At 57.2% G+C, this 15,739-nt stretch carries 12 protein-coding genes; 3 read left to right on the top strand and 9 right to left on the bottom strand.

What is annotated here, in order from left to right; genetic code table 11:
• Nucleotides 1–236: 236 nt before the first annotated feature.
• A complete protein-coding gene (locus tag HY011_17235) occupies nt 237–1,613 on the top strand; it encodes an acetyl ornithine aminotransferase family protein (GenBank protein MBI3424680.1) in 1,377 nt (458 codons plus the stop codon).
• A gap of 253 nt (nt 1,614–1,866) precedes the next feature.
• On the opposite strand, the gene HY011_17230 is transcribed toward HY011_17235, so the two are convergent.
• The 4 genes from HY011_17230 to HY011_17215 all read right to left on the bottom strand — a co-directional run bounded on the left by HY011_17230 (nt 1,867) and on the right by HY011_17215 (nt 6,110).
• Nucleotides 1,867–2,403 carry a hypothetical protein gene (locus tag HY011_17230; protein ID MBI3424679.1) on the bottom strand — a complete coding sequence of 179 codons (537 nt, stop codon included), beginning with the start codon at nt 2,401–2,403 and terminating at the stop codon, nt 1,867–1,869.
• 147 nt (nt 2,404–2,550) lie between these two features.
• Nucleotides 2,551–3,936, bottom strand: coding sequence for an amino acid permease (locus tag HY011_17225; GenBank protein MBI3424678.1), 1,386 nt, complete (start codon nt 3,934–3,936; stop codon nt 2,551–2,553).
• An 8-nt stretch (nt 3,937–3,944) separates the two neighbouring features.
• On the bottom strand, nt 3,945–4,544 hold the full coding sequence (locus HY011_17220) for a CoA pyrophosphatase (GenBank protein MBI3424677.1): 600 nt from the start codon (nt 4,542–4,544) through the stop codon (nt 3,945–3,947).
• Between the two features lie 309 nt (nt 4,545–4,853).
• Nucleotides 4,854–6,110, bottom strand: coding sequence for an efflux RND transporter periplasmic adaptor subunit (locus HY011_17215; protein MBI3424676.1), 1,257 nt, complete (start codon nt 6,108–6,110; stop codon nt 4,854–4,856).
• Between the two features lie 138 nt (nt 6,111–6,248).
• Between HY011_17215 and HY011_17210 the strand changes: the two genes are divergently transcribed.
• Complete coding sequence (locus tag HY011_17210) at nt 6,249–7,526, top strand: exo-alpha-sialidase (protein MBI3424675.1); 1,278 nt, start codon at nt 6,249–6,251, stop codon at nt 7,524–7,526.
• A gap of 115 nt (nt 7,527–7,641) precedes the next feature.
• Here the strand turns inward: HY011_17210 and HY011_17205 are convergent, their stop codons facing one another.
• Nucleotides 7,642–8,760: an energy transducer TonB gene (locus tag HY011_17205; protein ID MBI3424674.1), complete on the bottom strand. Its 1,119-nt coding sequence runs from the start codon at nt 8,758–8,760 to the stop codon at nt 7,642–7,644.
• A 757-nt stretch (nt 8,761–9,517) separates the two neighbouring features.
• Here HY011_17205 and HY011_17200 point away from each other — a divergent pair.
• Nucleotides 9,518–11,440 carry a hypothetical protein gene (locus HY011_17200; protein MBI3424673.1) on the top strand — a complete coding sequence of 641 codons (1,923 nt, stop codon included), beginning with the start codon at nt 9,518–9,520 and terminating at the stop codon, nt 11,438–11,440.
• A 186-nt stretch (nt 11,441–11,626) separates the two neighbouring features.
• On the opposite strand, the gene HY011_17195 is transcribed toward HY011_17200, so the two are convergent.
• The 4 genes from HY011_17195 to HY011_17180 are packed head-to-tail and all read right to left on the bottom strand — an operon-like array spanning nt 11,627 to nt 15,688.
• A complete protein-coding gene (locus HY011_17195) occupies nt 11,627–13,732 on the bottom strand; it encodes a sigma 54-interacting transcriptional regulator (protein MBI3424672.1) in 2,106 nt (701 codons plus the stop codon).
• 20 nt (nt 13,733–13,752) lie between these two features.
• Nucleotides 13,753–15,159 carry a DUF512 domain-containing protein gene (locus HY011_17190; protein MBI3424671.1) on the bottom strand — a complete coding sequence of 469 codons (1,407 nt, stop codon included), beginning with the start codon at nt 15,157–15,159 and terminating at the stop codon, nt 13,753–13,755.
• The gene (locus HY011_17185; GenBank protein MBI3424670.1) at nt 15,159–15,452 is read right to left on the bottom strand and encodes a type II toxin-antitoxin system RelE/ParE family toxin; all 294 of its coding nucleotides are present in this window, start codon (nt 15,450–15,452) and stop codon (nt 15,159–15,161) included. Before HY011_17185 ends, HY011_17190 begins: the two co-directional genes overlap by 1 nt.
• A complete protein-coding gene (locus tag HY011_17180; GenBank protein MBI3424669.1) occupies nt 15,449–15,688 on the bottom strand; it encodes an addiction module protein in 240 nt (79 codons plus the stop codon). The genes HY011_17185 and HY011_17180 overlap by 4 nt, the downstream gene beginning before the upstream one ends.
• Nucleotides 15,689–15,739: the final 51 nt, after the last annotated feature.

The following is a 15,739-nucleotide window of genomic DNA, read 5'->3' as shown; positions in this document are numbered from 1 at the left end:
TTGGTTACAGGTACGCACAACATCCCGTGGTGCGGGCAGAAATTGTCAGACACGCCAAAGAATGAAGTTGACTAACTATCTTTCCAAACACGTTCCCCTCCTCTCCCGTAAAAATCTCTTCGCGGACTAACACCGATCTGCTCGCCACCGGCATCCCATCTTCGGAATTGGATCAGATTTACAGGTCAGCGGCTCTACACGAGCTGTTGGCCCATTTGCCGTAGGAGGTATCAATCATGCTCGCAACCAAACTCGAACTCGAAAGCGCAAAATTGCCTGTCATTCAAACGCCGCTGCCTGGCCCCCTCGCCCGACAGGTTGTCGCATACGACAATCAATTTATCTCGCCGTCCTATACGCGCCCATACCCGCTCGTCATCAAACGCGGCAAGGGCGCAATGATCGAAGATGTGGACGGCAATCTCTTCCTGGATTTCAACGCCGGGGTCGCCGTCTGTTCGACCGGCCATTCGCATCCGCATGTCGTAGAGGCGATCAAAAAACAGGTGGATGACTTCCTGCACATCTGCACGGCGGATTATTACTTTCCGAGCCTGCCGAAGCTGGCCGAAAAGTTAAGCAACGCCGCGCCTGGCCCACAGCCCAAGCGCGTCCATTTTGGCAACTCCGGTGCTGAGGCTGTCGAAGGCGCGGTGAAGCTGGCGATGTACACGACGCGCCGCCAGAAATTCATCGGTTTCTTCGGCGCTTTTCACGGGCGCACAATGGGTGCGCTCTCGCTCACGGCCAGCAAATCCCGCCAACGCGCGGGGTTTGGCCCGCAGGCGCTGGATGTGACGCATATCCCGTATGCGAATTGTTATCGTTGTCCCTACAACCTGACCCAGCAAACCTGCGGCGCGCTGGAATCCAAAGGGCCGCATTGCGCCCGCGTTATTGAAGACGTGCTCTTCAAAACGACGGTGCCTGCCGAGGAATGCGCGGCGATTGTGCTGGAACCGATTCAAGGTGAGGGCGGATATGTGGTGCCGCCAGCGTCTTTCCTGCAAACGCTGCGTGAAATCGCCGACCGCCACGACATCTTGGTGATCGCGGATGAAGTGCAATCCGGCTTCGGGCGCACGGGCAAAATGTATGCGTCTGAGCATTTTGATTTCGTGCCTGACATTCTGACTTCGGCCAAGGGCATCGCTTCGGGCTTACCGCTCAGCGCCACGATTGCGCGCGCCGATCTGATGCAATGGGCACCGGGCGCGCATGCCTCGACGTTCGGCGGTAATCCGGTGGCGATTGCGGCTTCGCTGGCGACGTTGGAATTGCTGGAAGATGGCTTGATCGAAAACGCCGCCCGGCAAGGCGCGTATTTGCTCGAAGGCTTGCAAGCATTGATGGACAAACACGCGATCATCGGCGACGTGCGTGGTAAAGGGTTGATGATCGGCATCGAACTGGTCAAAGACCGCGTGACCAAAGAACCGCACGTCGAAGCATTGCACCAAGTCGAGTTGGAATGTTTCCAACGCGGGTTGATTACCTTGGGTTGCGGGCAAAGCACCATTCGTCTGTCACCGCCGCTGGTGATTGATCAGGATCAATGCGACTTTGCGATTAAGACAATTGATGAAGCGTTGGCCAAGGTCACGTCCGCCTAGATCGGTTTGCAATTGCGTTTACGGGAGCGCGCGTTGTGCCGGGACGGTACCGCGCACGTGAGCAAGCGGCGCGTCAAGCTTACGCCGTTGGCTGAGCCGCCCAGGCTCCGCTTGCTGACGCGCGCGGTACCGTCCCACCGAGGTGAAAACAGATCTAATTTCAATGCAGCGCGAAAAAGAAATGCCGCCACAGGCTTGAGCTTGTGGCGGCATTTCTGCTCACGCGTGTTTGATGATTGACCTCTCAATCAGTTCATTGCGCGCCAGCGGCTTGCGGCGCACCTTTGCCAACCAGGTTTGAATACAGCAGCCATTTCCCATCCACCAGCCCGGCAATCAGGACGTAAGAGCGGACTTCATTGCCGACGCGAAACCGATAGCGCCGCAAAATCTTGTCGGGCGGAATGCGGGGCAGTTCAATCACGTGGTTGGGACGGCTGTCATATATGGCATGCGCCAGCGCCGCCAATTCGCCGTCCCCGGCCAGGCCGGAAACAGCTTTGGGGATCAGACTGTTGATGGTGGTATTTTGTTGGGCGGCGGTCACGGCCTGTTTATCCAGAATCGCTTTCTTCTCCGCCAATTCCTGACTGACTTTTTTGAGGTCGGATTCAGCTTTGGTCGCGCGCGTTTCGGCGGCTTCGACTTTGCCGTCGGCGGTGCTGTATTGCTGATACATCCAGCCCAGCAGCAACAAAGAGAGCGCAAACGCGCCCGAAACAACCATCAAAGCCCACCGCAATAAAGCGCGCTTTTCGGCCTCGATTTGCATCGTTTGCCGACGCACCATGTCATATTCTTGCTGGCTGTACATCATAGGTTCTTGAGTTCGTCTCCCCCGATTGACTGGTTCATGTTTAGGTGTATGGTTAATAAACGCGCGTCATTCTAGCCTGTGACGTGGCGGCTGGCGAGTGCAAATCGCGGTTTGAAACGATCAAGCGTGTTCGTTTTCTGTTAAAACTTGAAACGGCCAGCGCTGGACGTGGCGCGACCAGAGCAGAAAACAAACGACTCCCGCGAGCAACGCTAGAAAGCTGAACTTGATGATTTGCGCGTCCGAAGTCGAAAAAATAAACAGCCAGCCCAGCAGCGCGACCAGATTGGGCAAGGGATAGAGCCAAAGTTTGTAAGGGCGCGGGAGCGTCGGCGCTTGCCGGCGCAAGAGGATGACGGCGCACAGTTGCCCGACAAATTGCACCAGGATGCGCATTGCAATCAGCGCATCAATCACCACGCCCAGCGCAAAGAAGCTGAAGAGAATCGCCAGCACTCCAATGACCAAGAGGGAGATGTGGGGGAAGTTATGCTTGGGATGCAGACGGCTGAAGACCTTGAAAAAATAGCCATCGCGCGCTGCCGCAAAGGGAATGCGCGAATAGCCGAGCAGCAAGGCGAAGCAGGAACCAAACGCCGTCCAGAGAATCATCAGCGTCAGTGCCACGGCTATCTTGCTGCCGTAAATCTTTTCCATCATCGCCGAGACGATGAATTGCGCGATGGGCTTTTGCTCGGCGGGCACGAACTCACGCCACGACACGACGCCGATGATCGAAAAGTTGATCGCGATGTAAATCAGCGCCACGGCGATCACGCTGATGATGATCGAGCGCGGGATCGTCCGGCCCGGCTCCTTGACCTCTTCGCCGATGTAGCAGATGTCGTAATAGCCCAGATAGTCATAGACACCGATGCGCGAAGCCGCGCCCAGGCCAAACAGGAAGCCGGTCGAGAATTTGAACGCATCCGGTGGAAAGTCGAAGGCGAGTTTCGGATCGAAATGCAGCACGCCGGTCAGAATCACGATGCCGGTGGTGAGTAAAGTGCCGATCCACAAACTGACGGTGATTTTGCCGATGTGGGTGATCTGGCGATAGAGCAGCGCGATGTTGAGCGCGCCGATGACGACGACGACAAGTTGCAGCGGGACTCTGGGCCAGATGTAGCCGAGGTATTGCGCGAAGCCGATGTATCCGGAAGCGATCTCCATCGGCCCGCTGATAATGAACTGCCAGATGAACAGAAACGCCATTAGCCGCCCGAAGCGTTCGCGCCCGAAACCTTCGCGCAAGTAAACATAACTGCCGCCCGACCCCGGCATCATGGCGCCCAACTCGCTCCAAATCATGCCATCGGGGATGACGATCACCAGCGCGATCAGCCAGCCCAGCAATGCCTGCGGCCCGCCCAGTGCCGTCATCAAAAGCGGGATGGTCAGGAAAGGGCCGATGCCGATCATGTTCGACATATTCAAAGCCGTGGCTTGCAAGGTGCCGAACGAACGGATCAGGTGTGGCGCGGCGGATTGCGGTTGCTGATTCATCGTGCGCGTTACTCAAAGAGGTTTAGGAAGTCGTTCAGGATGCGGCCCGTGATACCCCAAATCGGGCCGCGTGAAGAAGGATAAGCCGGCCAGGCACGCTCAACTCCATCCACCGTCCAGGTGTGGCGGCTGGACATCCCTTCCTGTTTGAGTTGCGGCAGTGAAATCCAGAAGGCGTCCGCGACTTCGGCGCTGAATTGTAGCTTGAAGGCGGCGGGCGCAAGGGCGACAAACGGCGTGATTTCAAGCTGCGGCAGGCGTGGATTTTTCGGTGATAGCTTGGGCAGGCGGCCCAGAAACTGACCGCCAGCGTGCAGGTTCAAGCCAATCTCTTCGAGCGTTTCGCGCGCCGCCGTGGCCAGCAAATCTTCGTCAATATCGTCGGCGCGCCCGCCCGGCAACGCCAGATGACCCGACCACGGATCGTGCGGATGCTCGGCGCGTTTGATAATCAGGGCCTGTGCTTCGGACTGTTCGGCGCGCAGGATGAGCGTGACGGCGGCTTGGGCAATGCGTGCGGGTTCAATTGGCAAATGTTCCAGGCGCAACAACCGGGCCTGCAAACCTTGCCACGGAGCGGCCAGGTTGTCCGCTGCGAAATCCTTCATGGTGTTCTCTTGGTTTTAGACAGGTCTGCGAAAGCAGGCGCAGCATACCGGGCGCTGCCATAGATTTCAAGATAATGATTTTCCCCACGAAGCCACACGAAGAATCCACGAAGAAAGAAATACAAAGCAATCCTGCTTCGTGTTTTCTTCGTGTAGCTTCGTGGGAGAATTTCTTTTTCTTGAAAGCTATAGCGAAGTCTAGCAGGTCTTGAAAAGGGCGGATTGTCTGTGCGGTTGGATTGCCGCAGGTTAGGCGTAGGGTGGGCGAATGACGAAGTTGTGCGGCTTGGTCATCCGCCTTCCCAGATGCTAGGGCGTAATTGTGACAGGCTGGCCGGGAGCTAAATTACCCGGCGCAAGCACCACGGTGGCATTGGCCTTTAGACCTTCGATGATTTCGACCCAGTCATTATCGCGGCGGCCTACGACGACGTTGATTTCAACGGCCTTGCCATCCTTGATCGTATACACTTTTTGAATCCCGGCAAATGTCACGACGGCGGCGGGCGGCACCGTGACGACCTGGTTGCTGGAGGAAGTTTGGATAATGGCTTTGGCAAAAGAGCCGGGGCGCAATTTGCCGCGCTGATTTTCAACTTCGGCTTCAATGATGAGGGTGCGGCTTTGTTCCTGAATGGCCGGACTGATGCGGGCGATGCGGCCACTGGCCACGTCTGATTCGCCTTCCACTGTGACACGCACCGGTTGTCCGGCCCGAATGCCTTGGGCATCGCGTTCGGGCACTTCAATCCGCAGCCGCAACGGATGCAGCCGCACTACTGTGACGACAGAGGCGCCAGCCCCCAGATACTCGCCCATGTTCGCTTTGCGCTCGCGGATCGAGCCATCAAAAGGGGCGTATAGCGTCGTTTCGGCCAGTTGCTGGCGGGCCGATTGTAATTCGGCGCGGCGCTGCAAGAGGACGGCTTGGCGATTGCGCACTTCTTCGATGGCGTCCTGGTAACGGCTGTCGGCGACTTTATAACCGGACTCCACTCGATCTAATTCGGCACGCGGTTGAACACCCTCTTTGACCAGTTGGCTGGTGCGGTCCAGGTTACTTTTGGCTTCTTCCAGCAGCGCGCGGGTTTGGCGCACGAGCGCTGTGTTTTCGATATTGATTTCGTCCTTGTCGCCGTCGGGCGGCAGCCCCAGCCGCACGCGCGCCTGTTGCAAGGCCGCTTGGGCCTGATTGACGCGCGATTGAAAGTCTTGCGTTTCAAGCTGCGCGATAATTTGACCTTTCCGGACGGGCGTGCCAAGGTCAACGCGCAACTTGTCCAAGCGGCCCGCCACCTTAAAACTAATGGTTGCCTGTTCATCCGCCGCTAATGCGCCAGGCGCTTCGACGGTGCGATTGATGGAACGTTCGCTGGCTTGGGCTACCTTGACTGCTTTGGGTGGCTGTTTGGAGGTTTCGCCTTTGCCTGCGCCTCCGCCTGCACCACCCCCCGCACCACCCTTTGAAGCGGCAGCTTGCGGTTCGTTTTTATTGCAGCCGGAAAAGAAGAGTGCGGTGAGTAGTAAAAAAGTTGTCGCCGAAAGATAGAGTTTTACCTGATGCATGGATCTGAATTTAATTGCTTGGTTTCGTAACGGGTTGAGCAGGTTCAACGTTTCATGACGCAGCCACGGCGGGTGCCGTTACCAGAAATTCACTGCCGGGCAAGCGACATCATCACATTCAAAAAGCAGAAGGTCAAAATGAAGAACAAACTATTACTTGGCTTGGGCAGCCTCGCCCTCATCGCCGGTTGTCTGCGAATCATTAATTCAACCGCTGCCGCGCGTACCGCCGCCCCCTTTCACACCGCCGAACTGATCTTTCCGCTGGAACACTGGCACAACCACGCCTCAAGTATCATCGAATGCTCGAACGGCGATTTGTTGGTGTGCTGGTTTCACGGTTCGGGCGAGCGCACGGCCGATGATGTGATCGTCGAAGGTGCGCGGTTACGCAAAGGCGCCCGGCAATGGTCGCCGCGCTTCACGCTAGCCGATACGCCTGGTTATCCCGATACGAACTGCACGATGTTCATAGACCCGCGCGGGCGCTTGTGGCTGCTGTGGCCAACGATCCTGGCCAATCAGTGGGAATCGGCCTTGATGAAATACAAGATCGCCTCGCGCTATTCAGCCGACGGCCCGCCGCAGTGGGATTGGCAAGAGGTCTTACACGTCACACCCGGCCCCGAGTTTGAAGCAACCGTCAACCGTGTGTTGGCTGAGTGGGAAAAACAGCAACCAATCTCCCCTGAGGCACCGCGCGAAACGTTGCAGGCGTATATGGCGCGGATTCGCAAACTGGCCTCTGACAAACTCTCCAGGCGTTTGGGCTGGATGACGCGCGCCCATCCGTTTGTGTTGACGCTGCCCACAGGCAAACAGCGGCTGATCGTGCCACTTTACAGCGATGGCTTTTCGTTTTCACTGATGGCCATTAGCGATGATTGGGGGCAAACCTGGCATACCAGTACGCCGTTGATCGGCGGCGGCAACATTCAGCCCAGCATCGTGCGCAAACAGGATGGCTCACTTTACACGTTGATGCGGGACAACGGCCCCGCGCCAAAGCGGCTGCAACAGAGCACCTCGCGGGATCACGGTGAAACCTGGAGTCCGGTCACTGACAGCGAACTGCCGAATCCCGGTTCGGGCGCAGAGGTGATTGGTTTGCGCAATGGCCATTGGGCGCTGATTTATAACGACACCGAACGCGAACGAAACAGCTTAACGGTCGCCCTTTCGGATGATGAAGGCAAGACTTGGAAATGGAAGCGGCAACTTGAATATGACCCGCCTGGGCCGGAAGCCGGACGGTTTCACTACCCTTCGATCATTCAGGCGCGTGACAGTTCATTGCACGCCAGTTACAGCTACCACCTCAATCGCAAGGAAGTCGAGTTGGATGCGGAAGAGAAGCAGCGCCGCAAAGCGATCAAGCACGCGCATTTTAACGAGGAGTGGGTAATGTCGAAGTGAGGCTGAACTGTGTTGTAGGCGCACCGCACCAGGGCTGAGTAGGTTATTTATAGGCAAAGCAAGAAGGCGGAGCTTTTGACTCCGCCTTCTTGCTTTGCCTGTTGTTCGCGGTGCTTCAATACAAGTTGAAGGTGAATTCCAGATTGCCGCGCACGCTGACCGCCTGGCCGTTCTTGGTGGCGGGTTGGAAGCGAATCTTTTGTGCCGCCTCAATCGCCTTTTCCGTCAAGCCATCGGGCAGGCCGCGGATCGTGCGGATATTGGTGATGCGGCCATCCGCCGTGAAGATGACGCTCAGCACCACCGTTCCCTGAACTTTGTTCTGCCGCGCCTCTTCGGTGTATTTGGCTTTCTCGCGGGAAAGGATGGTCGGACGTCCGACGCCGTTCTTGCCCATCTCTTCGATGCCGCGCCCGCCGCCAATATCCATGTCGCCGCCGCCGGTGTTACCGCCACGGCCCGCGCCCAGACCGCCACCCTGGCCTCTGCCCACGCCTGTGCCATCACTGCTACCGATGCCACCGCCTTTGCCAGGGCCGCTTGAGGGCGGTGCGGGCACGCCCAGCGGATCGCCAATCGGGCCTTTCATAGTCGGCATGGACTTCGGATCGCCATAAATTGTCGAAGCCACAACCAGCGAAGGATTCTTGATCTTCGGCGGTTCGGGGTTCGGCAAAATGATTTGCGGCGTCAAGGCCATCAGCGGTGGGCGGCCTTTGCTGGGCGGCGTGGGTTGTTCGCGTCCGCCGCCGCCACCGCCGGCGGATTTCTTCGGAATCGGTTTGCTACCGAGGGCCTTATCCGCCGATTTCGGCTTGTTCGTGTCCTTCGGCATCGCTGTGAGTTCGGCCAGCATTTCCAACGGCTCATCCCTCTTCGCTTCGACGGCTTCGATCTTTTTGACGCCCAGCAAAAACAGGATGGCGGGAATAAGGAAGAAGATGAATGAATAGGTGATCACGGCGCCAGCCATGCCATTTAACAACCAACGCTGGCGCTGCTTGCTCGTGCCTTCGCCTTTGATCGTGGCGACGACAAAGGTCTTGGGATCGCGCTTGAAATCAGTCGCGGCGGTATTCAACTCGCGACCGATACGCGACACCAGGGTTTCGTCTTTGAGCAGGAACTTGAAATCGCCCGTGTCGCCCGCTTTGCCGCCACCTTTCGCAAAACTATCCGAAATGTTTTGAATAGCCGCGCTGAGCCGTTGAATCAGACTGCCTGGTTCAGGCATCGAAAAGCTCAGCCCCGCATTTGTGCCAAAAGCTGTACCGGCGACAATTCCCGCGCTAGCTGCTGCCGAGCCAATTTTCGCCTGATTCCCATTCGCCGGCGCTTGGTTGGTGGGCGCGGCGGCACGCTGACTTTGGTTAAGCCCGCTGGCCGGCGGCTGACTGATTGGCGCATTCAGGGGCGTCGTCGGTGCGGCAACCGAGCGCTGCCGCGCAACGGTCGTCTCAGCGCGCGGCGTAGACAGCGGAGTGGTGAACGGCGCCGTAGGCGGTACAGACTCCGTTACTGCTGTTCTAGCTGTTTCACTCACCGGTTGACGGCTTACCTGCGGGGCTTCACTTGTGGCTCGCGCGGGGGCTTCCATCTGGGGAGGTGTTTGTGCAATTGGTTTGGTGCGCCGCAGATATTCTTCGGCAGTCACCAGTACATCAGTATCATTGGGGCAATATTGAAAACCGTTTGGATATTGTTGTTGGCAAGTCGGACAAATTTTCATTTCTACCTCACCTCTCGTGCGCGAATCTTAAGCTCCAAAATCAGCAAAAGCAAGACAACCGCTTGTGTGACCACAGGTTGAACGCCATATCAGATTGATCTTGCACCGGTTTTGCGCCGGAGTTGCTCCGCGTTGGATACGCACCTACAATGCCACTGCAAACGGCGCGTTCGATGTCTGTATATTTCCTTCGGATGCAAGGTTCACCAGCAGCCTCGCATTATATCGGTCTCAGTTAGTGAAAAATACGAGAGGCGGTTCTATGAAGCAGGCAAATTTTGCGTTTCTGTTGGCTCTGTCGTCAGTATTGCTGGGTTCAGCCCTTGCCCAACCACAAAGCCCCGGCGCGGCCCCCAAAACAAAACCGCCCGGCGCCTCCAAACCTGTTGCTGCGCCAGCCAAGCCGCAGCCCAAAGAAAATGCTGCCAAAGAGCCTGAACCGGAGTTAACCCCGCAACAGCAGCGCGTACTTTCCCTGGTGCGTGAAGCGGCGCAGGAAGCAGGCGCGCTGGCGGATAAGCGCAGCGCCGCAACCATCCAAGCCAGAGCGGCTGACTTACTCTGGCCGCAGGATCAACCAACCGCCAAGGAACTGTTTGCCAAAGCCTTCGACACCGGGTTGAACTACTATCGCGACACAAACGACGACAATCGGCGGAAAATCATAGAGGGCGCCTATCTCAATCGGACAGATGTCTTGCTGGACGTGATTCGCCTCGTCAACAAACGCGATAAAGAATTGGGGCGCAGTTACACCGAAAAATATATCGAGGAAAAGAAACGGCTACGCGAAACGCAGCCTGATCAAACGTCCGACCAGGATTTGAATCGGTTACTGGGGGACAACCAAGCCGCTGCCACGGGATTATGGCGTGTCGCGGATTCATTGCTCGAAGCTGAAACCGCACTCTCGGTGGAAATTGCCACACGTGCCCTGGCGTTGGCGATTACTCAAAATGCCGCGATGTATTTCCCACGGCTGGCGGCGCGCGACCGCAAGCTGGCTGATCAACTTTACCTCAAGGCCTTAAATCGCCTGCGTGCCGATCCGGCTCCATTACCGAGTCAATTGTTGATGTTAACCGCCTATCCTTTTGGCACGGGGATGGTGCGGATTGCGGATGGACAAACCAGCTATGGGTATGGCTTTGGCGCGGCGAAAAACTTTGCGGTTGACCCGTTGGTTGTACGGCAACTGCTGAGTGCAGCCTACGCGATTTTGTCGCGGGTGGCTGAGCCTGCGACGTTGCAATTGCCCGATAGCGCCGGGCGCTACAACGCGGCGTTCTATGCGGCCAAGTTGTTAGAGCCGAAGGTCGCAGAGTTTCAGCCAGCCTTGTTGGAGGAATGGCGGGCGCTGAGCTTGCGGCTAACCACGGCCACCACCGAAAAGACGCGCCAGAGTTTGGAAACGAATGCCCAACGTGATGCCACGCCAAGTGAGAAACGCCCGCCCAGCGATCCGCAAGCCGAAATCAAAAACAACCTGGAACGTGCGGAACAGGCGACGGACATTAACAAACGCGACAACTATTATGCGCAGGCCGCCTTGGCGGCGAGCCAAGCCGGGGAAGCAGAACGCGCGTTGGAGATTGCTGGCAAGACGGTTGATTTGACCTTGCGCCGGGATTTGAAATCGTGGATTAGCCAGCGGGCCGCCGAGCGCGCCCAGACCGAAAAGCGCTGGGACGATGCCCGTCGCTATGCTTTGGATGTCGAGGCCCCTGATGCGCGTGCTTATTTGCTCTTCCAACTTGCCACGGTCTTGCGCAAGGAAGGCGATACGGCGCGCGCTGGCAGCCTGCTTGAAGAGGCATACCGTCAGGCTGACGCCGCTGCCAATTCACCGGACAAAGTCAAAGCTCTGCTCGGCATCGCCAACGCCTATATCCTGACTGATTTTGTGCGTGGCTACGAAGTGGCTGACGCGGCTGTCAAAACGGCCAATCAATTGCCGCGCGATCAGTCCGGCTTAGACCCTGACGACAACCAACTGGTCACAAAATTGAAGATCGGTGGCGGTTCGATGGTGAATACAAATAGTGTTGAGGGCTTTGACTTGGGTCGCACGGTCGCCAATCTCGCCAGGCACGACTTTGAACGGGCGTTGTCTTTGTTGCGGGCCGTTGATGATTTGGCTCTGCGTTACACCGCCACCGTCACTGTCGCTGAATCGCTGCTGTAGCCAGTGACGAGGTGAAAGCCGGCTTTCACTTCGCTGTACGAAAAAGCCGCGTAGCGGGACGGTACCGCGCGCGTCAGCAAGCGATGCCTCAAGTCAGACGCACTGGCTCAACTACGGAGGCTCCGCTTGCTGACGCGCGCGGTACCGTCCCAGTGCTCCTTTCACCTCACCCACACAGGCAACGATCTATTGTTTCTTGTACTGTTCCAGCTTGCGGTACAGCGTCTTGCGGCCAATTTTGAGCAGCCGCGCGGCTTTGGCTTTGTCGTTGTTGGTAAACAGCAGCGCCTGATTGATGACCAGCCGTTCAATCTCTTCCATCGTAATCGGCAGCGAGATTTCCAGCCGCGTGCTCTGCTCGGGCACGCTGTTGGGGCGCATGGCTTCGGGCAAATCGTGTTCGGTGATTTGCCGTCCGGCGGCGACGATGACTGCCCGTTCGACGCAATTTTCCAACTCGCGCACATTGCCCGGCCAGGCATAATGCTTCAGCAAGCGCAACGCCCGGTCTGAAATGCCCGCCACGCGCTTGCCGCTCTTTTGCTGGTAACGCTCGATAAAGTAGGCGATCAGTTGTTCGATGTCCTCGGCGCGTTCGCGCAGCGGCGGCAACGTAATCGGATAGACGTTCAGCCGATAAAACAAATCGCGCCGGAAGCGGCCCTCTTCGATCTCTTTTTCCAGGTCTTTGTTGGTGGCGGTAATCACGCGCACATCGGTTTTGATGACTTCGTTGCCGCCGACGCGGGTGAATTCGCCGTCCTGCAACACGCGCAATAAGCTGACCTGCGCGGGCAAACTCATTTCGCCAATTTCATCCAGAAAGAGCGTGCCGCCGTTGGCTTCCTCAAAGCGCCCGATGCGTCGTGAGCGCGCGTCGGTAAACGCCCCGCGCTCGTGTCCGAAGAGTTCGGTTTCAAGCAAGGTCGAAGGAATCGCACCGCAATTGATTTTGATGAACGGACGCGCCGCGCGCCGCGAATTGAACTGCACCAGGCTGGCGATGAGTTCTTTGCCGGTGCCCGATTCGCCCTGTATCAGCACGGTCGTATTGCTGTCGGCGACCGACAAGGCCATGCCGATGGCGTGGCGAATCTTGGCCGAAGCGCCGATGATGCGTTCGCCCGCGCGCTGATCGTTGAGTTCACGTTTGAGGCGGATGACTTCGGCGGCGAGGCGGTCTTTTTCGAGTGCAATCGCCAGTTGACTGGAAATGCCGTTGAGCAATTGCACATCGTAATCGTTGAACTGCGCGGCTTCGTGAAACCAGACCAGTGCGATAATGCCCAGCACCTTTTCCTTGTTCGCCAGCGGCGCGATCAACGCCGATTTGCCGCGAATGACATTGGCGAACAGATAGCGCGCCAGCGGTGTTTGGCGCGCATCGGCCAGCGGCAAGGTTTGCCCCTGTTCAACCAGGGCGTTGATGGCGGGATGATCGGGCAAGCGCAAGGTGCGCGCTTCGCGAAAGCGGGCTTCGACGTTTTTGCGCAGGTCGAAACCACGCCGCGCCCGCAATTCGTCAAAGTGCAAATGCTCGCCCTGATTGTCGAGAATGGCGATGCAGCCGTAATCGGCCTTGAGTTGCACCAGCGCACGGTCAATCACGAAGTCGGTGATTTCGTTGAAATCCGTCCGCGTGTTGATCTCGTTCGAAACTTCCAACAGCGCCTTGGTGATCTCGACTTCCTTTTCCTTCTCGTTGTAAAGCCGCGTGTATTGCAGCCCGATGCTGACCTGGCTGGCGAGCCATTCGACCAGCTTGATCTCGGTTTGGCTCCACTGATGCGGCTGATGGCAATACTGCAAACCGATGATGCCGAGCAATTCGTCGCCCAGCACGAAAGGCGCAATCAAGGCCGAGCGCGTGCCGATCAACTGGCAGGTGGTTTTGACCCAGAGCGGAATGTTCGCCGAGCGTATGTCGTCAATCGAATAGTGCCGCGCATTCGGCAGATGTTTCTGAATGGTTTCGAGCGGGATCAACGCGGCGGGAATGTTCAGGCCCAGCCCTGGCGTCAGGCTTTCGTCGCCTAAAAATTCGTGGCTGACGCGGAACCCGCCCGCTGGCGAAGGCGTGATGACATTGCAACGGTCAACCGCCATGCGCTGACCTAATTCGGTCACGGCGGCTTGCAGGAACTTATCAATATCAAGGACGCTGCTGGGCACACTGCCCGGCACAACGCTGACATCCGGGCGCAGCGCGTCGGAGTTGAGGCGGTTGAGGATGGCCTCGCGCGCCTCGTACATCTCGATCAGTTTGGATTGGGAGCCGTTCTCAAGTTGCATCTTGATTAAACCGAAATGGCCTAAACCGAAATCGAAGTGACAGCGCCGTAATCGTGGGACAGCACCGTGCGATGCGTTTGCTGTTGTTCGTGCAAGCCGAGCACTTCATTCCAATTGCGTTTAACCGGCAGCACCAATTCCGCCGCCAGTTCCTGGACGGTCATTCCATCCAAAAACTTTTGGTCATGTTCGCGGTAACAATGTGGCGGCAGCATCAGAAAGTCGCCGCGAAAGTCAGCCCGCGCCGTCAGGTAATCAATGCCTGACAATAACCCCGCGACCGTCACGCCTTCGCCAAAGAATACACTCTTGACCGGCGCGACGTGCAAGCGCGTACCGAAGCGCGCATTCATCTCGGCGACCGCTTCTTTCAGCATCGGATAAAAGATCAATCCTGTCGCCAATGTGCCGTAAATCTTTTTGGCCTGCGCGGCGGTGAACTGCCCCGCCGTGCGCAACCTGTCGAGTTGTTTCAGGCGTTTGGCGTGCGCGTCGAAAAACTGGCGCACCATGCCGACGCCGTCTTCGATCTGCGGATACTCGTCGTCTTCGGCAGCCGCGCCGCGCACGATGCGATAGTGCGCTTTGGGCGGAATCTTTTTGCCCGCGCGAATATAAAACTCATCGCCCAGAAACGCGAAGACGGTGCCGAGCTTTTTCTTTAATTCACTTTGAAGCGGTGCAACCAACTCGATGATTTCAGCGCAAAAATCATCGGTCACGGGCGTCAGCCGGTCGCGGTATTTATGTTTGTCGGTGATGCCCAGCGGCACGATGGCCGTCGAAACGACGCCCGGATTCAGTTCCGCCAAATCGCGAACCGTCTTGACCAGATGCTGGCCGTCGTTGAGGCCGGGGCAGAGCACGACTTGCGCGTGAATCTCGATGCCGTGTTCGATGAATTGTTTGAGTTGGCCGATGATGTCCACGCGCTTTTCATTGCCGAGCAGGTACGCACGCAAATCGGGATCGGTCGCGTGCACAGAAACGTATTGCGGCGACAAGCGCTGTTCGATGACGCGCTGAAATTCGCTCTTGGTCAGTGTCGAAAGCGTCGAATAGTTGCCGTACATGAACGAAAAGCGAATGTCTTCGTCGCGCACCCAGAGCGAAGCGCGCGAGCCTTCAGGGTTTTGCTGAATGAAGCAGAAGACGCAATCGTTGCCACACTGGCGCGGCATCATCGGCTCGAACTCGATGCCCCAGGCTTCGCTCTCTTCTTTTTCGATCTCGAACTCGACCTCTTCACCATCGGGTTTGACGATGGTGAGCGCCAGGTCTTCTTCGCCCGCGGTCAGAAACTTGAAATCGAGCGCATCGCGCACGCGCTGGCCGTTGACCGTCCAGACGCGGTCACCGCTGGCGAGTTCGAGTTCGGCGGCGAGGGAGTCAGGTTCGATGCCGATGATTTTGATGCCTTTTGCCATTAGTCCATCCTGTCTTGCCAATAACCCGGCTCACGGTGCAAATGCATCACGGCAACGACATAAATCTTTTGTTTTACAAGTTGGTAAATCACGCCATAAGGAAAGCGGGAGGTGCGGCAGCGCCTCGTATTCGTTGATAGTTGAGGCCAAGCGAGCGGGAACGTATCAATGCGCGCAAGAGCTTCGTCAATTGCCGCGATAAAGTCATCACCCAGCCCAGGCGCACAGTTGTCATAATATTCGACGGCTTCGGCAAATTCCCGCTTAGCGTCAGGGTGAAATTCGATGGTCAGGACTGTTCGTGGCGCGTTCTTAGTTCACGAAAAACGGTGTCAGCCGGAATGGTCCTTACTTGATTCGTGATGATTTCTTGCACACGCTTTTCGGCTTCCGCAGCCCAGAGTTCATCTATCGAATGTTGATTCGGCGCATCGAGACTTTCGAGCAAATGATTTGCCAGCATCGCGCGCGCACCGGGCGGCAAAGTCAACGCCGCGCCGATAATTTCTTCGTAAGTTGTCGTCATCACTTCTTCCTCTAACAAGCTCAATAATGAGCCAAGCGATTCGACTCAAGGCCA

Source organism: Acidobacteriota bacterium, from assembly GCA_016196035.1.
In the GTDB taxonomy this organism is placed as follows: domain Bacteria; phylum Acidobacteriota; class Blastocatellia; order RBC074; family RBC074; genus JACPYM01.
The sequence above is the reverse complement of the archived record's forward strand: the minus strand, read 5'-3'. Positions and strand labels throughout refer to the sequence as shown.